The sequence below is a fragment of the bacterium Scap17 genome, assembly GCA_013376735.1.
Lineage (GTDB): Bacteria > Pseudomonadota > Gammaproteobacteria > Pseudomonadales > Halomonadaceae > Cobetia.
The window spans coordinates 1,352,730-1,374,864 of sequence record VINJ01000001.1 but is presented as its reverse complement, the minus strand read 5'-3'; the positions used below and the strand labels follow the sequence as shown (position 1 = coordinate 1,374,864).

The 22,135-nt window shown below is 61.8% G+C and carries 23 protein-coding genes; 8 read left to right on the top strand and 15 right to left on the bottom strand.

The window, feature by feature from the left end:
- Positions 1 to 226 precede the first annotated feature (226 nt).
- Entirely contained in the window at positions 227 to 820 is a 594-nt protein-coding gene (locus tag FLM52_05995; GenBank protein ID NVN55346.1) for an outer membrane beta-barrel protein, read from the top strand.
- Positions 821 to 1,301: 481 nt separating this feature from the next.
- Complete coding sequence (locus tag FLM52_05990) at positions 1,302 to 1,922, top strand: outer membrane beta-barrel protein (GenBank protein ID NVN55345.1); 621 nt, start codon at positions 1,302 to 1,304, stop codon at positions 1,920 to 1,922.
- A 131-nt stretch (positions 1,923 to 2,053) separates the two neighbouring features.
- Here the strand turns inward: FLM52_05990 and FLM52_05985 are convergent, their stop codons facing one another.
- Entirely contained in the window at positions 2,054 to 3,091 is a 1,038-nt protein-coding gene (locus FLM52_05985) for a DMT family transporter (GenBank protein ID NVN55344.1), read from the bottom strand.
- Between the two features lie 114 nt (positions 3,092 to 3,205).
- Here FLM52_05985 and FLM52_05980 point away from each other — a divergent pair, with 114 nt between their 5' ends.
- The gene (locus FLM52_05980) at positions 3,206 to 4,912 is read left to right on the top strand and encodes a PLP-dependent aminotransferase family protein (GenBank protein ID NVN55343.1); all 1,707 of its coding nucleotides are present in this window, start codon (positions 3,206 to 3,208) and stop codon (positions 4,910 to 4,912) included.
- Between the two features lie 39 nt (positions 4,913 to 4,951).
- Here the strand turns inward: FLM52_05980 and FLM52_05975 are convergent, their stop codons facing one another.
- Positions 4,952 to 5,827 (bottom strand): DMT family transporter, encoded by an 876-nt coding sequence (locus FLM52_05975; protein ID NVN55342.1) that lies wholly within the window; start codon positions 5,825 to 5,827, stop codon positions 4,952 to 4,954.
- On the opposite strand from FLM52_05975, the gene FLM52_05970 reads away from it, so the two are divergent.
- The gene (locus FLM52_05970) at positions 5,826 to 6,392 is read left to right on the top strand and encodes a hypothetical protein (GenBank protein NVN55341.1); all 567 of its coding nucleotides are present in this window, start codon (positions 5,826 to 5,828) and stop codon (positions 6,390 to 6,392) included. The genes FLM52_05975 and FLM52_05970 overlap by 2 nt on opposite strands.
- Before the next feature lie 139 nt (positions 6,393 to 6,531).
- Here FLM52_05970 and FLM52_05965 read toward each other — a convergent pair whose 3' ends face one another.
- The 7 genes from FLM52_05965 to FLM52_05935 all read right to left on the bottom strand — a co-directional run bounded on the left by FLM52_05965 (position 6,532) and on the right by FLM52_05935 (position 11,195).
- Positions 6,532 to 7,215: a carboxylesterase gene (locus FLM52_05965; protein ID NVN55340.1), complete on the bottom strand. Its 684-nt coding sequence runs from the start codon at positions 7,213 to 7,215 to the stop codon at positions 6,532 to 6,534.
- 211 nt (positions 7,216 to 7,426) lie between these two features.
- Entirely contained in the window at positions 7,427 to 8,188 is a 762-nt protein-coding gene (locus FLM52_05960) for a haloacid dehalogenase type II (GenBank protein NVN55339.1), read from the bottom strand.
- Between the two features lie 586 nt (positions 8,189 to 8,774).
- Positions 8,775 to 9,041, bottom strand: a complete 267-nt coding sequence (locus tag FLM52_05955; protein ID NVN55338.1) for a hypothetical protein — start codon at positions 9,039 to 9,041, stop codon at positions 8,775 to 8,777.
- Between the two features lie 514 nt (positions 9,042 to 9,555).
- A complete protein-coding gene (locus FLM52_05950) occupies positions 9,556 to 9,888 on the bottom strand; it encodes a hypothetical protein (GenBank protein ID NVN55337.1) in 333 nt (110 codons plus the stop codon).
- 124 nt (positions 9,889 to 10,012) lie between these two features.
- Positions 10,013 to 10,345 carry a hypothetical protein gene (locus FLM52_05945; protein NVN55336.1) on the bottom strand — a complete coding sequence of 111 codons (333 nt, stop codon included), beginning with the start codon at positions 10,343 to 10,345 and terminating at the stop codon, positions 10,013 to 10,015.
- Positions 10,346 to 10,435: 90 nt separating this feature from the next.
- Positions 10,436 to 10,768 carry a hypothetical protein gene (locus tag FLM52_05940; GenBank protein NVN55335.1) on the bottom strand — a complete coding sequence of 111 codons (333 nt, stop codon included), beginning with the start codon at positions 10,766 to 10,768 and terminating at the stop codon, positions 10,436 to 10,438.
- Positions 10,769 to 10,853: 85 nt separating this feature from the next.
- The gene (locus tag FLM52_05935) at positions 10,854 to 11,195 is read right to left on the bottom strand and encodes a hypothetical protein (protein ID NVN55334.1); all 342 of its coding nucleotides are present in this window, start codon (positions 11,193 to 11,195) and stop codon (positions 10,854 to 10,856) included.
- A gap of 1,284 nt (positions 11,196 to 12,479) precedes the next feature.
- On the opposite strand from FLM52_05935, the gene FLM52_05930 reads away from it, so the two are divergent.
- A complete protein-coding gene (locus FLM52_05930) occupies positions 12,480 to 13,763 on the top strand; it encodes a DUF1853 family protein (GenBank protein NVN55333.1) in 1,284 nt (427 codons plus the stop codon).
- A gap of 314 nt (positions 13,764 to 14,077) precedes the next feature.
- Complete coding sequence (brnQ, locus tag FLM52_05925) at positions 14,078 to 15,373, top strand: branched-chain amino acid transport system II carrier protein (protein NVN55332.1); 1,296 nt, start codon at positions 14,078 to 14,080, stop codon at positions 15,371 to 15,373.
- Between the two features lie 103 nt (positions 15,374 to 15,476).
- Here brnQ and FLM52_05920 read toward each other — a convergent pair whose 3' ends face one another.
- Both FLM52_05920 and FLM52_05915 read right to left on the bottom strand, forming a co-directional pair.
- Complete coding sequence (locus FLM52_05920; protein NVN55331.1) at positions 15,477 to 15,977, bottom strand: gamma-glutamylcyclotransferase; 501 nt, start codon at positions 15,975 to 15,977, stop codon at positions 15,477 to 15,479.
- Positions 15,978 to 16,092: 115 nt separating this feature from the next.
- Positions 16,093 to 16,458, bottom strand: a complete 366-nt coding sequence (locus FLM52_05915) for a YqcC family protein (protein NVN55330.1) — start codon at positions 16,456 to 16,458, stop codon at positions 16,093 to 16,095.
- Positions 16,459 to 16,533: 75 nt separating this feature from the next.
- On the opposite strand from FLM52_05915, the gene FLM52_05910 reads away from it, so the two are divergent.
- Both FLM52_05910 and FLM52_05905 read left to right on the top strand, forming a co-directional pair.
- Positions 16,534 to 18,522 (top strand): sodium:proton antiporter, encoded by a 1,989-nt coding sequence (locus FLM52_05910; protein ID NVN55329.1) that lies wholly within the window; start codon positions 16,534 to 16,536, stop codon positions 18,520 to 18,522.
- Between the two features lie 164 nt (positions 18,523 to 18,686).
- A complete protein-coding gene (locus FLM52_05905; protein NVN55328.1) occupies positions 18,687 to 18,989 on the top strand; it encodes a competence protein ComFB in 303 nt (100 codons plus the stop codon).
- A gap of 206 nt (positions 18,990 to 19,195) precedes the next feature.
- Here the strand turns inward: FLM52_05905 and FLM52_05900 are convergent, their stop codons facing one another.
- The 4 genes from FLM52_05900 to FLM52_05885 form a co-directional block, all read right to left on the bottom strand.
- Positions 19,196 to 19,960, bottom strand: coding sequence for an amino acid ABC transporter ATP-binding protein (locus FLM52_05900; GenBank protein NVN55327.1), 765 nt, complete (start codon positions 19,958 to 19,960; stop codon positions 19,196 to 19,198).
- Positions 19,957 to 20,631 (bottom strand): amino acid ABC transporter permease, encoded by a 675-nt coding sequence (locus FLM52_05895; GenBank protein NVN55326.1) that lies wholly within the window; start codon positions 20,629 to 20,631, stop codon positions 19,957 to 19,959. Before FLM52_05895 ends, FLM52_05900 begins: the two co-directional genes overlap by 4 nt.
- Before the next feature lie 146 nt (positions 20,632 to 20,777).
- Positions 20,778 to 21,572, bottom strand: a complete 795-nt coding sequence (locus FLM52_05890; GenBank protein NVN55325.1) for an amino acid ABC transporter substrate-binding protein — start codon at positions 21,570 to 21,572, stop codon at positions 20,778 to 20,780.
- Positions 21,573 to 21,881: 309 nt separating this feature from the next.
- Positions 21,882 to 22,061 (bottom strand): hypothetical protein, encoded by a 180-nt coding sequence (locus tag FLM52_05885; protein NVN55324.1) that lies wholly within the window; start codon positions 22,059 to 22,061, stop codon positions 21,882 to 21,884.
- Between the last annotated feature and the right edge of the window lie 74 nt (positions 22,062 to 22,135).

Genomic DNA, 22,135 nt, shown 5'->3' with positions numbered 1-22,135 from the left:
TGAGACATTAAACTTCCCTGAAATAATCAGTAACATCCGCCAACAGGACGCCTAAAAAGTTCTCAAACAACGTTCTAAAAAATGCTTGCCAAACAGAACACTGTTTTTTATAGTTTGCTGCGTCCCCTGATCGACGCAGCCACGCAGAGCACACGGCCCACGCCGTAGGGTAGCGAGGCACTGCCGACAGGCAGCTTACGAAGCCAAGCTTCAAGGAGAACTACACATGAAAGCTATCAAGATCCTGACCGCTACTGTTATCGCCGGCACCATGGCAATGGGCGCACAATCCGCCATGGCCTATGGCAAGGGTGATATCTTCCTGCGCGGTGGCGTTGCCAAGGTCGACGGCAAGAGCAACAACGGCAACGGTCTGATCGCCAAGGACGAATCTGGCTTCGCCGGTTCCGTGGGCTACATGTTCCACGACAATCTGGCCATCGCCCTGCAGTCCACTGAAGAATTCAGCACCGACTGGGAAAACAGCGCCGGTGGTTTCGATCAGATGCCGATCAACCTGATGCTGCAGTATTACCCGCTGGGCGGTACTGAAGCCCGCGTCCAGCCGTACGCTGGTGTCGGCCTGAACTACACCCACTTCTCCGGTGAGTCTGCCGGTGGCCAGAGCATGGACATCGATGACAGCTACGGCGCCGCTGCCGAGCTGGGTGTGGACCTCAAGATCACCGAAGCCTGGGCCGTCAACGGCTTTGCTCGTTACGCCGACGTCAAGGCCGATACCAAGATCGCCGGTCAGGACGTGAACGACACCGAGCTGGACCCGGTCACTGTCGGTGCCGGTGTCACCTACCGCTTCTAAGTCCTTGCGCGAGGCGTGAACATGCCTCCAGCGAGTACCTGGCAAGCCATGTGATGCCACGTCATGAAAACGTCAGCGATGGAGCTCGGCAACGCCGAGCCGTCCAGGCGCCAGATGGGCATCACACACAAACGCCGCAGACCTTTGGGTCTGCGGCGTTTTCGTTGTGGAAAGCCAACGGCTACATGGCCGATCTTCGCCGGCGCGGCGCATAAATTGACCTGGATCAACCACGCCCCTGACCGGGCAAGAACGCCCGTAAACTCTTGCCCCAGATCAAATTTCTCGAAACTCGGCTACCTAGAATGAAGGCATTGCTTCCCGCCACCCTTCAGGAGCCATCATGTCCGACGTCGCCACTCGCTCAGCCTCCCTCCCCGCGCGCTTGACTTCGCGTAGCCCACGCTCTGCAGCACGCCCGTGGCAGCTTCTGGCACTGGCAGGCCTCACCAGCCTCGCGACTCTCGGCGCCGCACCGACCATGGCCGCCGACTCGCTGAATGCCAGCTCCCACGGCTCTCACAGCTCTCACAACTCTCTCAGCTCTCTGAACTACGGCGCCGGTCAGTTCTGGACGCGTGCGGGTGTCGCCAAGGTCTCGCCGAAGAGTGACAACGGCCGCATCGATGCCATCGGTGCCGGCGTGGATGTCGATGATGACAGCGCCTTTGCCTTCACTCTCGGCTATCGCTTCACCGATACCTTCGGTATCGAACTGCTGGCGGCGCAGGATTTCGACCACGACATCTCGCTCAATGGCCAGAAGGCCGGCTCCGTCGATCACCTGCCGCCGACTCTGACACTGCAGTACTATCCGCTTGGCGGACGTGAATCGCGCATCCAGCCGTACATCGGCGCGGGGGTCAATTACACCCACTTCTCCGATGAAACCCTCGACGATGGCACCAAGCTCGAGATGGATGACAGCTGGGGCGCGGCCGCACAGATCGGCGTCGATCTGGTGATTAACGAGCACTGGGCGGCCAACGTCGCTGCCTGGTATCTGGATATCGATTCCGATGTCACCGTGGCAGGCAGCGTCAACGACAAGGTCGAGATCGACCCCATCGTGACCATGGCCGGGATCAGCTATCGCTTCTGATCAGCCACTTCCTGGCTAGCACTTCTGACTGGCCAGAGACGACAACGCCCCGCCAGCCCATCTCGGGCCGGCGGGGCGTTGTCCTTTTTTATCTATACGCTGTGCGTGGTGAGTAGTGCGCTCGGCACGCATCAGCGCGACGCGGCTTGCCCGCTGTTCGTTGCCGAAGCTTCAGAAGTTGCTGAAGCTGTTGAGCCTGGGGGCATCGAGGCTGAAGGCGCTGACGGCGTGGCGTCCTCCGCCGGCGCCTTGCTCGCCATGCCCGGACGCGGGCGGTCCAGCACCAGCCCCAGCACCACCAGTGCCGCGCCCGTGACCATCAGCGCGGTCCACTGCTCGTCGAACAGCCACCATGCCATCAGCGCGGCACACGGCGGCACCAGGAAGAAGGTGCGCGCGACCTGATGGGCCTCGCCCCGCTCCAGCATCAGCATCAGCAGCCAGATGGCACCGACCGAGATGGCGATCACCAGCCAGGCCATGGTCAGCAGCAGACGCGGCGTGGGGTCAAAGGCAAAGCTGCCGACACTGGTCGCGGCGACGACGAATACCGCGCCCGCACCGAGATACTGGAACATCAGCCCCTCGACCAGCCCCATGCGCCCGGAGACCCGCTTCTGCCACAGCGTCGAGCTGGACACGCCGATCAGCGCCACCAGGCACCAGACAAGCCCGATCAGCGGCCACTCCAGGGTGCCCGCACCGTCCCTGGCCAGCCCTGCCCCCAGCACCAGACTGACGCCGATGGCGCCACAGCCAAGCCCCGCCCACTGCCTGACCCCGAGACGCACGCCGAACAACGGCAGCGACAACGCCGCCGTCACCAGTGGATGCAGGCTGACCAGCAGCGCCGTCAGGCCCGCCGGCAGCCCCGCCTTGACCGCTGCGAACACGCCGCCCAGGTAGGCGCCATGCAACAGCATGCCGATGCCCATCTGCGCCAGACGGTCATTGCGCCGGCCCCACTGACGCGGCTTGCGGCGCAGCCACAGAATCAACCCCAGCACCGGCAGCACCAGCAGGCTGCGCACCAGCAGCAAGGTGAAGGGTTCAGCGTCCAGGGTACCGAAGCGCGCGGCGATGAAGCCGCTGGCGAACAGAAACACGAAGCAAAGTGGCATCCACATCACGCAGACTCCAGCGAGAGAAATGACAAGCGGGCGGCCCATAGGCAGGTGCAGGACGTGCACCGACGGGACCACGACATGAGCCTTCAGCTTGCCGCGACCCCTCAAGGGGGCACAAGATACAGATAATCACCAATTCAAGGGGTACAGACAGGCATGTCATCCGCCGAGCACGCTTCGTCCGCCAGCCGCCCTTCGCTTGCCGGCGACGCCATCAACTCAACCACCAGCTCAACCGCCAGCTCAGGCGCCACAGCCGCGACGCTGCCGCGCTATCAACAGCTGGTCGAGCGACTCAAGGCCCAGATGGCGACGGGCAAACTGAGCGCGGGACAGCGCCTGCCTTCGCTCAGGCGGCAGGCGGCGCAGGCGGGGCTCGGCCTCAACAGCGTGATCCGTGCCTATGGCGAGCTGGAGGCGGCGGGCCTGATCATCGCCGAACCGCGTGCCGGCTATCGGGTCGCGCCATCGACGCAGGCTGCTCACGACACGGATGACCTGAATACCGGCTCACAGAACAGCCCGACTTCATCACGCCACCCTAGGGAGTCGCAGCACGGGCAGCGGGAGTCACATCACAGGCCGCGCGCCATCACCACACTCACCATCAGTGACCCGGCCTGGCAGGCGATGGCGAATGCCAGTGATCCGCGCCTGGCGCCGTTGGGCGCCGCTCATCCGGAGCTGGACGCCCCCGCCGTGCGCCGCCTGTATCGTCTGGCGCGCACTCAGCTCGGGGCGCATGCCCAGCACCCCAGCGCCTATGCCCTGCCGCCGGGCTCGAGCGCGCTGCGCACTGCCATCGCCCAGCACCTCAGCCACCACGGCCATCCCTGTGACAGCGATGCCCTGTTGATCAGCCAGGGGGCGCAGCATGGCATGTCACTGCTGCTCGGCCAGCTGCGTGCCACTAAGGGCCGCTGTCGGGTCGGCGTCGAAGCGCCGGGCTATTTCGGTATCGTGGCCGCCATCGAAGCCCAGGGTCATCAGGCGATCGCCATTCCTGCCCGCGCGCACCAGGGACTTGATGTCGCGGCGCTCGAGCGTCTGCTCGAACGTCATGATGACAAGACGCCCGCCCTGACGCTGGATGCGCTGATCGTGACCGCGGATGGCCATAATCCCCTGGGCGGACAGCTGAGCACGCCAGATCGCCACCGCCTGCTGGCACTGGCGGCACGCCACGCCATCCTGCTGGTCGAGAACACCACCTTTGCCGAGCTGAGCTTCGATACCCGCCAGCCGTGGCTGGCCGACCTCGCCCACCGCCATGCCGACAGGCCGATGCCTGCGCTGATCAGTCTCGGATCATTTTCCAAGACGCTGGACCCCCGCACCCGCTGCGGCTGGCTGTGGCTGTCACGACCCGAGCAGGAGTCACCACTGGGGCTGCAGGCGATGATTCGGGCACGCTGGGCCAATGGCATGGGCGACATGCCGTGGATGCATGCCGCCCTGAGCGAACTGATCACCAGCGGGGATTACGGCCGCCACGTGCAGCGCATGCGACGCTGCTATGCCAAGCGCCTGGAGCGTCTGCGCGCGCACCTGAGCGCAGCGTTGGGCGACAGCGTCTGGCTGCCACCACCAAGTGGCGGCTATCTGCAATGGTGTGGCCTGCCAAGCCTTGAGGCGCGCCAGCTGGAGCAGTTGCATCAGGACCTGCTGAACGCAGGCATCGCCACCCTGCCCGGCAGCCTGTTCAATGTCGAACAATCGGGCCTGCGTCTGAATGCAGCCCAGCTCGGCGAGGAAGCGACTCAGAACGCTGCACGGTCCTCTGACGAGATTCCCCGCCAGCAGGACATACTGGCGCGCCTCACCACTCACCTGCAAAAAGCCCTCGCACAGGGCGAGGGCTGATTGTGATGCGATGTCTGGATTTCCTTATGGCGCAGACTTTCAGGCCATGCGCAGCGCCTGCTCGCGGCGACGCGCCCACATCTGGTTGATCACCAGTGCCGCCACGATGACCGCCCCACCCAGCGCCAGACGCGCCAGGTCGGCGTCGCGGTTCCAGATCAGCAGATTGACCAGCAGGCCCGCCGGTATCAGCGCGTTGTTCATGATCGCCAGCGTGCCGGCATCGACTCGCGTCGCGCCCTTGTTCCACAGGAAATAGCCCAGCCCCGAGGCCACGATGCCCAGCCAGCCCAGCACCACGAAGTGCACCGGCTGCGACGGCAGCTTGTCGGTACTGCCGAACAGCAGGAACATCACGATCACCAGCGCCAGCGCGCCGAGATAGAACCAGCCGAACACATGGCGATGGGCGACATCCGCCGGCAGCTGCGGAGCGACCTGACGGTAGGCCACCTGCCCGATGGCAAAGCACAGATTGGCGCCCTGCACGACCGCAAAGCCGAGCCAGAAGCCGTCACTGACCCCGTCGTAGCGAATGATCGCCGCACCCAGCACCGCAATCGCGGCGGTCAGCAGGTAGAATGGCGACAGGCGCTTGTTCATCAGGTCATCGAGCAAGGTGATGTAGATAGGCGTGAAGATGGTGAACAGCAGCACTTCCGGCACGGGCAGCAGCAGGAAGGAGCGATAGAAGAAGATGTACATCAGGCCTAGCTGGATCGCGCCGATGGCCATCAACTGGAAGCGCAGACGACCGCTGATCGCCCGCGGGCGCATGAACGGCGCGAAGATCAGGCACGCCAGCGCGATACGCGTCAGTACGGCCAGATAGCTATCGACCTGACCAGACAGATAGACGCCGATCAGGGAAAACGAGAAGGCCCAGAGGGCCGTGACACCAATCAGGTAGGACATGACGAGTAAACCCGGTAGCCAGAAGAAGTTGACACCAATTGTAACCCTCTATGCGCTGCTCGCGCAGATCCACCGGCTGGATTTTTCGTCACGCTCCGGCCCGGCCTCGCGCAATGCCTGGTCTGGCCAGGGAAGCGGCGAGGTGACGGTCACCCACGAAGCCCCAGATTCCCCCCACGACGGGGCACGGCAAGCGGCTCAGCAAGAGGCGGAGAGCGTGGTATTTCTCGAGCAGGGCCAGTTCCAGCTCAAGGGCCAGTCATCCAGCGTCAACTTCCACAACCGCTATCGCTGGCAGCTGGCTGCGGATGGCGAGGCGCTGTCGCTCAGTCATGAGCGTCGTGGCCGCGATGCCGCCGTCTTCCTGTTCGACCTGGTGGCCGACAGCGCTCGAGGCGAAGACCACTTCGTCAGTCGTGAAGCGCATCTGTGCATCGATGATCTCTACGCCGCCACGCTGGTCATCGTGCGCGATGAGGCGGGCAATGCCCTGGGCTTTGATCTCGACTGGCGCATCACCGGCCCGCGCAAGGATGAACACCTCGCCTACCGCTATCGCTGCTGAGCGCGACCAGCATCTGACATGAGCGCTTTCGGCGCATGACGGGGCCGCTGGCAGCACACGTAAACGCCGCTGACGAATCACTTCGTCAGCGGCGTTTTTGCTCTGGCAGTCGATACTGACAGTCGTTCCTGACAGTCGATCAGGCCAGCAGACGCGCCTTGAACCACTCACCGATCGCCTCGATTTCCTCGAGACACACGGCGTGCGCCATCGGCCAGGTCTGCCATTCCAGCGGATGACCCAGCGCACGCGCACTCTCGGCGCCCGCCTCGCCCAGTGCCAGCGGCACGATATCGTCGTGGGTACCGTGATGGACACTGATGGCCAGGCCCTGATTGGCGGCGCTCGGCGCAATGGTCGCGCTGGTCGCGAAATAGGTCGAGAGCGCCAGCAGGCCGCCCAGCGGGCGCTCGCAGCTCAACGCCGCCTCATAGACCACCGCACCACCCTGGGAAAAGCCGGCCAGAATGATACGCTCACTGGCGATGCCCTGGGCGATCTGCTCCTCGATCAAGGCATGCACGTAGGCCGCGGATTCACGCAGCTGCACCTCATCGACACGCCGCCCGAGATTCATCTCGAGAATGTCGTACCAGGCTGGCATGCGCATGCCGCCATTGACGGTCACGGCCAGTTCGCGCGCATGCGGGAAGACGAAACGCACGCCGTGATTCTCGGGCAGACCCAACGCAGGCACCACGGGCACGAAATCACTGCCGTCAGCCCCCAGACCATGCAGCCAGATCACGCAGGCATCCGCCTGGGCGCTCGGCTCGATGATCTGAGGGGCACGGTGGCCATGCTGCTGTGATGCGTCACTCATATTCAGCTCCGGTTGGTAAAAAGGGGATTGCCGCCCAGCCTACCATTGACGCCGTCATCTGCCATGCGGTGAGACTGGCAATCTCAGCCTGAACAGGCAAATTGCCCTGTCACTCGACGCCCGCCAGCCTCACCAATGCCATAAACGCCATGATGACAGAATATCTTCAGCACCCGTCAATCAAGGGGTCTGTCAATCAAGGGTTCTGATGCTATTGCAGAATGTCGGCCAGTTCGTTCACATCCTTCACGACGTGATCCGGCCGCTTTGACAGCGGGAACAGGGCCTTGCCCGGGCGGGCGATGAACGTGGTCTGCAAGCCCGCCTCCTTGGCGCCGGCGACATCCCAGCCATGTGCCGCGACCATCATGGCTTCCTCGGGTTCGACATCCAGCTTGTCCAGCACCCATTCATAGGAACGCAGGTCCGGCTTGTAGATCTGGATATCTTCAATGCTGTAGCGCGCATCGAAATACGGCAGCAATCCCGCATTTTCGAATTGCGCCTGGACGCCCTTGTTGGACGAGTTGGTCAGACTGACGATCTTGTAGCCTTCAGCCTTCAGCCTGGCCAGACCTTCCTTGACATCAGGGTGAGGCGGGAGTGTCAGCAACGGGGTGATGATGGCCTTCTTCGCCTGCTCATCCGTCAGTTCGACACCGTTGTTCTCCGCGACCACCCGCAACGATGCGACACCGATCTGGCTGAAGTCGTGGTAATCCCGGGTCACGGTAGACACCAGAGAATAATGCAGCATGGTCGAGAACCACAGAGGCAGCAGGTCTTCTCTTCCCCCCAGTGCCTCACCGACGGAACTGCGCATCGAGGCAAGATCCAGCAGCGTTTCATTGACATCGAAGATCAGCACCTTGGGCTTTTCGACGACATCACCCGCCATCACACTCCCTGACATCAAACCAACACCCAACATCAATGAACCTGCCACTTTCTTGAGTTTTCCGCGCACCATCATGGGCCTCCACTTGATTGATATCATGGCATCCTGACTCGAAATATCCGACATGCAGGCCAGCAATCAACAACGTTTAATAACCGTGATACATCATGACATCCATACTGTGAACTGCCGATGAATCTTTACGAATCATCTGGAAAACCCTCAGCATATTGCGGTCACCAAGCAAGACGACATGCACAGAGTCGACCAGCCACTTGCTGTGCCTTTCTGGAATCCGGGCATAAAAAACCCGCCATGGTGGCGGGCAATGAATGTCGGGACAGCGACACCCAGGACAGGAAAGCGTTTGAGAAAGGGTTTTGCCACCAGGTCGTTCTAAAAGGGATGGTGGAGGGGCCCAAAGCCCTTGCTCAAGCGTTCTGCTCACTATCCAAGTGTCTCTACGTCTGGGATATTCCCTTTCGCTCTCCCTGAATTTCGGTAGTCACTGGCTTGCGCATCAGTGCCTACGCCTTCGATCGTCGGTGTATAGTAATTCAATCAGCGGCAATCAAATCACAGCGCTTCGATTGTTACGCAATGACAACTTGCGGCATGAAGTCGTGTGAACCGAGTCGTGTGAACCGTCAGCATCGAAAGCTCAGCGATGGTCAGCGTCGATATCGACTGCACCATGCACATCACTATCGGCAAACACATTGCCACGGCTGGTGATCAGAATGTCAGGATTTGCGGCGTAGCGCTTTTCGCTCTTCTGGTAATCACGCACTTCGCTGTGAATGCCGTGAGATTGAGCACTATTGAATCGCACGTTACTGCTGTCATCAGTGCTGATATCGGCACTGGCCAGACCGCTGATGGCGAGGGCAAACGCTGCCAGACCGTGAGTCATGAATGACTTGATCATCTTTCTATCCTCCGTTCATTTTCACTATCGAGTTGCCATGGAGTGACACATCATTGATCACTTCATGTACTGCGTATATCCAGGCGGGATATCTATCAGAGTTGATAACTGAAATTACCCACGTGAACAATTATCAAAGACCATCAACAAGCACTACCCACAAGGATGCGGCTTACGATGGCACGCTATTCAGGTTTTCCCATGGCGTGGCCCTTCTACGTCATCGTATGAGCCACGGGGCGTCGCTGCGCGGTATGACTCCCGACAGATACCGGCCATTTCAGGAAGGATCTGACTGTCGTTTCACTTCGCGACGAGATGTCTCCAGACTCTCAGTGACACTGCTAAGCGACTAGCTTTTTCACGTTCTGGGTCTTCGAGCTCTTACTATTACTACTTCCGTTCCGGCTGCTGCTCATGACGGCACCTGTCGCGGAGACGCTAGAGTCAATTGCTGCCATGCATAGTCACGAATCAGAGCGGGGCTCAGACAATCTGAATTAGACAACCTGGCTCAGACGCTTTCGCTCAGCGCATGCTGAACGCGAGTCGCGGAAACGCTCTTGCCAGCATCGTTGACGAATTGCTGGGCGTCGGACGCCAAGGTCTCGCGCTGACCTTCGATCACAACATCGTTCAAGGAGCTTTCGACACGGCCCGCAGCAACGCTCATGCCGGTATCGGCAAAGGTGGCTTGCTCGGCGGCGGCGGACTGAGCCTGGCCGTGGATGCTGGATTCGCTGAGCGCAGAGCGCACCTGAAGGTCAGCGACGCTGTCTGCAAAGGCAGCACCGGTGGCAGCAACGGAAAGCGCGGTGGCGGCGATGAGGGTATTGAGCAGTTTCATGAGATATCTCCAGTGAAATCTTTTGTCGGGTCAACTGGGCCAACCGGATCAACAACATCCACCAGGTCAGCCAGGTCGCAAGCAGGGTCTGTCTTGGGTGCCGTCAGCGTGACGGCGCGACGCATCAGGCGTTGTCGTTCAGGGCATGCTCGACACGTGACGCGGCAACGCTCTTGCCGGAATCATTGACGAACTGCTGGGTGTCGCGAGTGACCTGCGCCTGCTGGCCCTTGATGGTCTGGCTGTTCAGCGCCTGCTCGACACGGCTGGCTGCAACGCTCTTGCCTGCATCGGTGATGGCCTGCTGCTGAGTGGCTGACTGCTGGGCCTGACCGTGGATCACGGATTCACTGAGGTTGGCGCGAACCTGCTGGTCGGCAACGCTATCGGCATTGGCGACGCCAGTGGCGGTCACGGACAGGGCAACGGCGGCGATAAGGGCATTGAGGGTTTTCATGAGATGACTCCAGAAAAAGTGAATAGCGAATAGATAAAAAGGAGATCAGTACTGCTGTGGTCCTGGGGTCATGAATCAGGACCTTCAGACTCAGGCGTTGTCGTTCAGCGCATCTTCAAAGCGTGATGCCGCGACACTCTTGCCATTGTCGTTGCTCAGGCTCTGGCCGCGGGAGACGGCGTGCGTCTGTTCACCCTTGATGGTATCGGCGTTCAGGGACTGCTCGACACGGTTGGCAGCGGCACTCATGCCGGACTCGGCAGCATTCAGCTGCGTCGCGGCAGGCTGCGCCTGGCCGTGGATGACCTGTTCGCTCAGTGCGGCACGCACCTGGGCATCGGCAACACTTTCATCAGCGGTGGCAACGCCGGTGGCAGCAATGGAAATGGCAGCGGCGGCGATCAGGGAAGTCAGGGTTTTCATGATGATTCTCCAGAAATGGGCAAGGTCGAATGTCAGGTGAGGCGCTGTTCGGGGGTCACTGAGTTGTCAGCGTGACCACTCTGCTTCAGGCGTTGTCGCTGATGTGCTGCTGAACGCGACTGGCGGCGACGCTCTTGCCTTGATCATTGACGGTGGCGTTGGCCTGGGACACGGCAGCGGTATCGACACCGCGGATGTGGTCAGCATTGAGCGCCTGCTCAACGCGACCGGCAGCAACGCTCATGCCCGTTTCGGAGAAGCTCTGCTGGCTGGTGGCAGCCGGCTGAGTCTGGCCCATGATCTGCTGGCTGCTGATGGCGTTCTGGACGCGCACGGCAGCAGGGCTATCGTCGGCTGCGAATACGGAGGTGCTGGCAGTGGCGATGGCGACGGTAGCGATCAGAGTCTTGAGGGAAATGTTTTTCATGGTGTATCTCCTGGTCCTGGTGCGGATGCTTCCGCTTTGAGTCGTTGTCAGTCAGTGATGGAGTGGTTTGCTGACCCCTGTCCGGGCCCTGGCTTTCACTGACTGTGTTGCGTGCTGCGCTTCGATGATTAACAGACTAATGTTTATGCTGCGTTCAAACTAGCCGTGCAACTGGAAGCTCACTGTTTCTCTTTGAGCAACGCTACTGAAAACGAATTTCCTTCCGCAGCGCCTGACCCTCCTGCCCCTCTCATCACCAATAAAGCTATTGCAGCGGTTCTGTGAAAGACTTGTACAACATGGAGAGTGCAAGAATTTCTTGTTTGCGTGCTGGCCATCCCCTTGCGCGGCGCTTCGGCCTGGCAGATCACTATCGACGTTGGTTGAGGAAGACAGTGACTCACCCACCACCTTGGTCGAACATGCTGCACGCTGCAGGGTGTGTCTTGCTGTGCTGATGAGTTATACGTCGCCACAGCAGAACTGGATGCCACAAAAACAGTAAAATGCGTATTTTTCTTTTTGATTTGGCTGAGACGCCTGAAAACAGCGTCCAGCAGCAAGAAATTGTGCACATCAACCTTTACGAATATTTATTGACCGATTGTTCAGGGTGTGGATCTTGCCCCTCACACTGTCAGTCGATGACGCCTTGCCCACTGATGTCGAGTAGATTCATGTCGCTCGACAACCAAGAGCTCTAGGTCAATACCGCCTCATCGGCCCTGCATATTTGCTGCAACGTTGATGGAAGGCATTGTGAACCTCAGGAGCCGTGGGATATATCCCCGCACCGGAACAGGATTGATTCTCTCATAGAATCAATTCAGCGCTCTTCCAACCCGGACTGAAGCCGCCTCACTCCCCCACGCGAAGTAATCCCAACGTTTTCAATCGCTTAGGCGACCCACGCAACGATGTCAAAATGATGACAGCTCGGAGACAGCCGTCGCATTACCGGCGACGGACAGCAGAACGTGTAGGAAGACCGTCGAGAAAGCGGCGAGGCGGCGAGAAAGTGTCGTGTGAGCAGCGCAAGGCTGGCGCAAAGGGTGGCGTAATAACTGGCGTAAAGAGTGGCAAGTGAGGAAAAGGAGCGAGAAGACAGAGGAGTAAAGAATGGGAGTAGAGAAGGGAATATTGAAGGGAGTAGATAGAGGGAGAGAAAAAGCGCCTGCGTGACACCACGGCCGGCAAGCAGCACTCGGCTCGGTTCACACAGAGCCAGGCTCTAACAGTACCACGCATTATCGACCGTCATCGGACGTGGGATACACTTATGTCATGCCTATCGAGCCCGAAGCCCCGCCCCATGCATCGCCAGGTGCAGCCGAGTCATCGCCCCCTTTTGCCCAATGGGGGGACTCCCCCTGTGCGACCGGCTGCGACCTGCGCCGCGACTGCACGCACTACAGTCACCCGCGCGTCAGGGATATCGCCTGGCTTCTGAGTGCCCCGGACCTCTTGCAGCTTGCGCGTTATCCGCGCCCGTCCCTGGCGGCACTCGGGCTGGAGGATGATCGCGTCCGCCACCGCTGGCTGATGACACTGGAGCAGGCACCCCACGCGCTCGAGGCCGCCGTGAATGAGCGCCGCCACTACCGCCTGGGCCACTACCACGAGCTGCTCTGGCAATTCGTGCTGGCACACGCACCCGGCAGTCGCCTGCTGGCCAACAACCTCAGGATTTCCCAGGGCAAGATCACGCTGGGCGAGCTGGACATGCTCTATCTGGCGGCGCGAGACACGGCGCCCACGCACCTGGAGGTCGCGATCAAGTTCTATCTCGGCCTGCCCGAAGGCCCTGAAGCGGCCGACAGTCCGGCACGCTGGATAGGCCCCGGCGGCGCCGACAGCCTCGCCATCAAGTATCAGCGCAGCCTTAAGCATCAATTGCCCCTCGCCTATACCGAGCGCGGACAGCAGACGATAAGCCAGGCACTGGCCAGACAAGCACTGACCAGACAGGCAGGCGCGAGCGAGACGAACTCACCGCTGGCAGAAGATCCACCTGCCCCGCTGCTTGCAGGCCAGCAACTGGCATTGCCCGGTTGCCTGTTTCGCCCCTGGCAGCCAGACCAGGCGCCTGCCGACTGGCTGCCCCCGCCCCGCCATTGCCATCCCGAGAGTGCGCGCCAGGCCGGCTGGTGGATAAGCGTCAGCCAGTTTGCTGCCTTCTGTCAGACCCTCGAGGCCTCCCCGATGCATGGTGGCCCGCTGCTGGGCTGCGTCAGGGAAAAACCTGCCTGGCTGGCCGCCCCGCCCGTGGCGTCGCTACAACCATGGCATGAACTGGACCGCTGGCTGCGCGATCACTTCGTACTACCTGCCGCCGCTGACGACCTCAGGCCGGACGAACCGGTTCAGCAAGACGAGGCGGCTCAGCGGCACAGCCGCCAGCGCACGCATCAACACCCCCGCCAGCTGTGGTTGGAGCGCAGCGTGGCGGCGCCTGCCGGCGAGCCGACCACCACCAGCTCACCCCGCCAGCAATGGCGCATCTTCGTGGTGTCGGACGACTGGCCGAGCTTCATTCCACTACCACCCCCAGCGTCTGCCGCGCAGTGAGACTGCCGCATAGCTTGCTGGTGGCTTTGTCTTGCTACGTGAAATCAACGATAATGCGCCGCGTCAGATCAGGGTGGCGACAATCCGTCAACCTGATCTCGCCATTCGGCCCGCGCGCAACACTACCCCGCTGCTCCCGGGTCTGCTGGTGACCCACCCCTGTCGCTAGCCAACGGCTTCTCGGCACGTCTTCTTGCCTGACCGACCACCTCATCGGTCACCTGATGACGCCTGCTGCAACGCATCTGCTGAATCCGTAGGACGTCATAGTGAAAACACGACTTTCCAGCCTCGATATCGTGGCGCTGGGCTTCATGACCTTTGCCCTCTTTCTGGGCGCAGGCAATATCATCTTCCCGCCTCAGGTGGGCCAGGGCGCGGGTGCCGAATTCTGGCCGGCGGCACTGGGCTTTCTGGCCACCGGTGTCGGCATGCCGCTGGCCGGTATCGTCGCGGTGGCCGTGATCGGCGGCGGCCTCGACAAGATCACCTCGCCGTTGCCCAAGTGGGCGGCCGCGGCCTTCGGCGTCGCCATCTACCTGTCCATCGGGCCGATGTTCGCGATTCCGCGCACCGGCACCGTGGCCTTCGAGATGGGCATGCGTCCCTTCATCGACATGTCGGCACAGAGCGGTCTGGCCCTGCATTCGGTGCTGTTCTTCGGCATCGCCACGCTGATCGCGCTGAGCCCGGGCAAGTTGATGGATGTGGTCGGCAAGTGGCTGACGCCGCTGTTGATCGCGCTGCTGGCGCTGATCGCGCTGTTCACCATCATCGACCCGCAGGGGCCGCTGGGGCCGGTGAGCCCCGAGTGGGCCGAGGCGCCGTTCATGACCGGCTTCCAGCAGGGCTACCTGACCATGGATGCGCTGGCCTCGATGGTGTTCGGCATCCTGATCGTCTCGGCGATCAAGGCACGCGGCATCACCGCGACCGCTGACGTGACCCGCTACACCCTGTGGGCCGGCGCCATCGCCGCCATCTGTCTGGCCGCCGTCTATCTGCCGCTGACCTACATGGGCGCCACCAGCCATGCACTGGTCAGCGAAGCCGCCAAGGGCGAGCTGATCCCGGTCTACGTCGAGGCACTGTTCGGCGATGCCGGCAAGCTGATCCTGGCGCTGGTCATCACCCTGGCGTGTCTGACCACCGCGGTGGGCCTGTTGACCTCCTGCGGCGAGTTCTTCCACCGCCTGCTGCCGAGCGTGCCCTACCGCCTGCTGGTGATCGTGATGGCCGTGGCCTCGGCGTTGATCGCCAATCTTGGCCTCTCGACCCTGATCAACGTCTCGATTCCGGTACTGGTGACGCTCTATCCGCTGGTGCTGGTGCTGACGCTGCTGTCCTACCTGCGTCCGCGCCTGCACGATGCGCCGCGCGTGTTCGCCTGGACTCTGGGCCTGACGCTGCTGGTCAGCCTGCTGGATGGCTTCGAAGCCAGTGGCATCGACTCGCTGATGGCCATCTCGCACCGCATCGAGCCGCTGCTCCCGCTGGCCTCGATGAATCTGGGCTGGCTGGCGCCGGCGCTGGCGGGGCTGATCATCGGCATGCTGGCCAGCCGTCGTGATCAAACGAACCTGGACCCGGTACTGGCCGCCGAGGACTGAGGCTCACGCCAATCCGTCACCTAGCGTTGCCAGAAACGCGAAAGCCCGCCTCTCCAAAGAGAGGCGGGCTTTTTGTTGCCACACGGCAGGTGGCAGGCGACCGTCAGCGCGGCGTGGTGCGCGACAGGCCCAGCTGAGCCAGGGTGGCGTCATCCAGCCCCTGCACGGCCTCGACGCCGCTCAGCGTCGTGAAGTAGTCCGGCGTCAGGAAGTCACGCCCGCCCAGCAGGTGCTCCAGGTATTCGCGTGCCGGCTTGAGGCCCTCGGCGGTGCGCTCGGGCAGCGCCACATACACCCAGGCGTCGATCACGCCTTCGCGGGTGACGATGGGATGAAGGAAACGCTCATATTCATGCGGGCGGCCTTCGAAGGGGTCCATCAGCGTGATCTGCTCGGCCTCGAGCAGCTCGTACAGCACGCCTTCGACGCGCTCGCCCGACGCAGGCTGCACGTTGGCATGCGCGATACCCTCGACCCGGGAGGCCTTGTCGAAACTCAGGCGATGCGCTTCCAGCCAACCATGCACGGCCCGTCGCGTCTCGCCGATGCGTGCCACGACACGCGCCGGATTCATGTTGCTGCCGTAGGCGAAGTAATAGGCCATGCAAGCTCCTGACAGTTGTCTCGAGGCGCAATGCGAGAGCATCACGCGCGAAAGGCTCAGTGGAAAGTGTCGGGCAGAGGAGGCTCAGTGCGAGATGAGCCTCCCTACCAGACAATCAGTGAGTCGTGACCAGCGTGTCGATCTCGCGAACCACTTCCGTCATCGCCACGCGGCGCTCGGGGCGGGCATCCTTCAGCCAGGCCTCGATGGCAGGTGCCACTTCACACTTGACGGGGAACGGCGCACGGGCGTCGCACAGCGCATCCAGGCGGGCGATGAACACGAAGCGCAGCCACTGGCCCATGTCCATGCGATCGACACAGAATGGCTCCGCACTCATGAAGGCCTGCGGGGATGGCGTGTCCATGCGCCACAGGTCGGCAGCCTTCATGGTCGCTTCCAGACGTGCCAGCAGCGCGCGCAGTTCGTCGTAGGGATTGCCGGCGATCTCGCCGTCCCGGGGTTGTTCAGTCGGATTCATGCGACCTCCGTCAAATCATGCAGGGTTCATTCACGCTATTATCCCGATGATGCTCACCGAAGGCCAGGAGGCCGCATGGCAGACACGCTGTTCAATGATGTGATGATACTGCTGGGAGCCTCGGTAGTGGCCGCGGCGCTGTTCCGCCGCCTGCATCTGCCGCCGGTACTGGCCTATCTGGCGGTCGGCTTTCTGGTCGGCCCTCATCTGGCGGGCTGGATCGGTCGCCCGGAAGAACTCGCCTTCCTGTCGGAATTCGGGCTGGTATTTCTGCTCTTCTCGCTCGGCCTCGAATTCTCGGTGCCGCGCATGCGCGCGCTCAAGACCACGGTGTTCGGGCTGGGTGCCTGTCAGGTGGCGGTATGCAGTGGCCTGTTCTGGGCGCTGGGCTCGGCGCTTGGCCTGTCACCAGCGGCGGCGCTGGTCGCGGCCGGCGCGCTGGGGCTTTCCTCCACCGCCATCGTCACGCGGGAACTGGCGCGCTGGAATGAGCTGGACAGCCCCCACGGCCACGCCGCCGTGGGCGTGCTGCTGTTCCAGGATCTCGCCGCCCTGCTGTTCCTGATCCTGATTCCGGCCATGGCCGGTGATGGCAGCCGGCTGCTCAGTGACCTGGGCCTGATGCTCATCAAGGGGCTGGGGCTGGTGGCGGTGATGCTGATGATCGGCAAGTGGGTGCTGCCGTTGGTGTTCCAGGAAATCTCGCGCGCGCGCTCGGAAGAGCTGTTCGTGCTCACCGTGCTGCTGGTGGCGCTGTTTTCCGCCTGGCTGACCCACAGCCTGCACCTGTCGATGGCGCTGGGCGCCTTCCTGGCCGGGATGATGCTGGGCGAGAGCCACTTCCGCCATCAGATCGAGGCCGACATCCGGCCCTTCCGCGACATCCTGCTGGGGCTGTTCTTCGTCTCGGTGGGCATGTTGCTGGACCCGCAGGTGTTGCTGGCCCAGTGGTATTGGGTCGTCATCGGCGTGGCCTGCCTGCTGGCGACCAAGGCACTGCTGATCACCGGACTGGCGCGCCTCTCCGGCCGCCCGCTGGACAGCGCGCTGCGCACTGGTCTGGTGCTGTCCCAGGGCGGCGAATTCGGCTTCGCGCTGCTGGCACTGGCCAGTCAGCAACGCCTGATGGACAACGAGACCGTGGGCCTGGTGGTGGCGATCATCATCGGCTCGCTGGTGGTCACGCCGAGCCTGATTCGCCACAACCAGCAACTGACGCGTCGCCTGTGCCGCTCCACCACGCCCACCCAGGAGAACCCGCACACCACCGCGGAGCTGAGCGCCGCCACCGCCCCGCTCAGCGGCCATGTCATCGTGTGCGGCTTCGGGCGTGTCGGCCAGACGGTGGGGAGATTTCTCACGCAGGAGAAGCTTGAGTGGATCGCCATCGATGCCGACCCCATCCGCGTCCACGAGGCCGCCAGCGCCGGTGAGCCGGTGGTGTTCGGCGATGCGCAGCGTCTGGAAATCCTGCGCGCACTCGGTATCGAGCGCGCCCGTCAGGTGGTGATCACCGTCAATCAGCTCTCGCATGCGCTGGCCATACTGCGTTCCATCCAGCCGCTGGAACTCGAGAACCTCAAGGTGCTGGTGCGCACCCAGGATGACGCGGACCTCGAGACCTACAAGGCTGCCGGGGCCACCGAGGTGATTCCCGAGGTGCTCGAGGGCTCGCTGATGCTGGTCTCGCATGTGCTGGTCAATCTCGAGGTGCCCTTCCGACGCGTGGCGCGCTCGATCCAGAATGCACGTGAGGCGCGCTACAGCATGCTGCATGGCTATTTCCATGGACAGCAGTCCCAGCTGACCGACAAACGCGGCAACCCGCTGCTGCGGCGTCATCCGCTGACGCTGACCGCCGATGCCTGGGCCTGTGGCCGACGGCTGGACGACATCGCCTTGCCGGAAGTGTGTGGCATTCTCGTCTCACGCGTGGTGCGCGCCAGTGGCGAGAACCTGGAAGAACCCACCGGCGACCTGATGCTGGCGTGTGGCGATACACTGGTATTATCGGGATTGGCTGATCATATTGAAGAGGCGGAAACCCGCCTGCTGACCGGCTGACAGGCCTTGAGCGGCAGGCGACATCCAAAGACTCCGCCGCCTGCTGTACCGCCGCCAGCAACCGTGCTGGCGTGCGGGAGGGAGAGCGTCACAGAGAGTCAGCTCGGATGAATAGACTGATGAGCATACTGAAGGGATCGACATGTCAGGGGGCACGGCCCTGCATGGGAGATAGCCCCCATCACCAGGAGGCAATACACATGGAAAGCGCAGGCGTACACAACTACATGGAGCAGCTGGTGCTCGACCAGCTGCGCTTGCACCCCGATAGCCACACCATGGATGTCGACAGCCGCGAAGACGTGGCCTGCATCGCGCTCAATCAGCTGGCGCCCCGCTATATCCGCCATGACGTCGACATGGCGTTCTACATGGCGCCCGCCGAGCAGGAGCTGCTGGAAGAGCGCGTCTCGATGGCGCTTCAGGAAGCCTTCGACAAGGTGCGTTCGATGCCCCGCCACGGCTAGCCACCACTTGCGCCCCTATGATCCTAGACCCTATGAAAGGTCGCCCTGAACGCGCCCGGCAACATCAGAAGCGGATCAATGATCACCGCCAGAGAAACGACAACGGCCACCGCGATGGATATCACGGTGGCCGTTGTGTCTGTCGCAGGTGCTGCCCGAGGCGTTATCTCACGTGACCTGAGGGTCATGACCTCAACCGAGCAATATCAGATGCCCTCGGCGCACTGTGGCGGCACCTCATCCAGCACCTTGCGCAGGAAGGCGCGCGTGCGGTCATCCTTCGGCGCACTGAACAGCTGGCTCGGCGGCCCCTGCTCGACGATACGCCCACCTTCCATGAAGATGACGCGGTCGGCGACTTCCCGCGCGAACTGCATCTCGTGGGTGACCACGATCATGGTCTGGCGCTCGACCGCCAGCTGCTTCATCAGCTCCAGCACCTCATCGACCCATTCCGGGTCCAGCGCCGAGGTCGGCTCATCGAACAGGATCACCTCGGCCTGGGCGGCCATGGCGCGCCCGATGCCGATACGCTGTTGCTGACCGCCGGACAGAGCCGCCGGGAAGGCGTCCGCCTTCTCGCTCATTCCGATACGCTCGAGAATCTCGCGCGCTCGCTGATGCGCCTTGGCCTTGGGCCAGCCGTTGACGACGATCAGGCCCTCGGCAATGTTCTCCAGCGCCGTCTTGTTGGCGAACAGCGCATAGTTCTGGAACACGAAGGCACTGCTGCGACGCAGGCCCAGTATGTCCTGACGGCTGGCATGCGTGGCCTCGACCTTGCGCTCACCGATCTGGATCTCGCCGGCATCGGGCTGCTCGAGGAAGTTGATGCAACGCAGCAGTGTCGACTTGCCGGTGCCTGAAGGGCCGATGACGACGATGATCTCACCCTGCTTCACTTCCAGAGTGATGCCATCGAGCACCGCCTGCCCGCCGAATTTCTTGATCAGGTTTCTGACTGCAATCATCGCTGATAGGCCTTGTTGAGACGTTTCTCCATCCAGCGCTGCACGAAGGACAGCCCTTCCACCATCACCCAGTAGACGATGGCCACCATGATGAAGGATTCAAAATACAGGAAGCTGCTGGCGGCTTCCTTCTGAGTCGCGCCCATCAACTCGGTCACCCCCAGCGTGAAGGCCAGCGACGTGGACTTGATCATGTCCACGAAGTAGTTCATCAGCGTGGGAGCCGCCACCCGGGCCGCCTGAGGCAGCACGATGCGCCGCATCAGCTGGACATTGGTCATGCCGATCGACAGCGCCGCTTCGGTCTGGCTGCGATCGACTCCGACGATGGCGGCGCGGATGGACTCGGCCATGTAAGCCGCGAAATGCAGCGTCAGGCCGAGAATCGTCGCGGTGACGCCATCGATCTGGGTCAGGAACGCCATCACCTGCGGCAGGCCGTAATAGAACAGGAACAACTGCACCAGCAGCGGTGTGCCACGGAAGAAGGAGATGAACACGATGGTCAGCGCATTCAGCACCGGCACCTTGAGCACCCGCACCACCGCCAACAGCGAGGCCAGCACCAGCGCGGCCAGCATGCCGATACAGGCCATCTTGAGTGTCAGTGGCAGGTATTTGAGCATGACCGGCAACAGGCCAAGCATGTAATCGATATTGAGAATATCCATTCGTCATCCGGACAGACTGAGGGCTTGGCTGAGAGTCTGGAAAGACACCCATCGACATGACGACAACGGGGCGACGGTCAAGCCGTCACCCCGTTGTCACCTGACTTCCTTGCATGCGCCTTGTATCAGGGCGCAGCGGGCATTGTTCAAGGCGTGGTGATGTCGTTGCCGAACCACTTGTTGGAAATCTCGGCCAGACGGCCATTTTCCTTGAGCTCGGTCAGAGCGGCATCCACCTGGTCACGCTTGGCCTCGCCTTCGGCGTCCTTGCGGAACGGCAGTGCATTCTCGAGACGCGAGAACGGCTTGCCCGCCAGCTCCAGCGGCAGCGGGGTCTTCTGGATCACCTGACTTGCGCTGACGCGGTCCATCACGAAGGCATCGACACGCCCCAGAGCGGTGTCCTGCTCGATGTTGGACTCATAGGTCTTGATGTCGATCTGGTCGGCGTAGGGCAGCTCTTTCATCAGCGCTTCGTAGTTGGAGCCCAGATTGACCGCCACGCTGTGACCCTTGAGGGACTCGACACCGGTGATCTCGTCATTGCCGCGACGCTTGACCACCTGAGCCCCGTCGTAGACGTAAGGCTGAGTGAAGGCGAACTTGGCCTTGCGTGCGTCGGTGATGGTGATCTGGTTGGCCACGGTATCGATGCGGCCGGCTTCCAGTGCGCCGATCAGGCCGGAGAAGCTCATGGTCACGAATTCGACATCATCGCCGGTGATCTCGCCGACGGCGTTGAGGACATCCACCTCAAAGCCCTGCAGCTTGTCCTGCTTGACGAAGGTAAACGGGAAATAGCCGCCCGACATGCCGACCTTGAGGGTGTCAGCCTGTGCCGCCAGGCTGCCCAGAGTGGTCGCGCCCAGCGCGGCAGCCATCACGGCGCCCTTGAGAGCGGTAGAAGAGAAGACAGCTGCGAGCGAACGTGATTGGCGCATGGGATTCCTCGTGGATCGCAAGACTGGGCCTTTACCGCCGGACTGGCGCCGATATCCCATGGGTAATGGATAGCGAGGCGACAGAACAGGTATAAGCACAGCCTTTTATATGTGATTTGGTTGTATAGGATAACGGGGCTGACCCGCATTCCCAATCATTTCATCCCTTAAGTACATAACCATAAGGAATAAGACAGCAATTCTGTCAATGGTCGCGATTCTAGCACGCCTGTCTTGGCGGGCCAGTGATGCCGTCTGGGCTAGCTGCAGCGCTGGATGTCAGCCTGACGACAAGCGGATGACAGTTATTCACGCCATCCGTGGACGATGCTGTGGATAACCCGTCTTGGTCACGCTGCAAGCCGCGCCAGCCGTGGGATGACGAAAATTGATCAAAAAATCATCAACCTGCAAAACGCGCAGCGGCGCTTGAGGTACCGCGTCATCTGTCAAGCCATCACGGGCCGAAAGAGCGGCCATAATAGACATAGGTCGCTCTCTTCCCTCTGGCCATCATCACACGCCAGCGGGTGGCATGACAGCCGGTGAATCGCTAAAGTCGC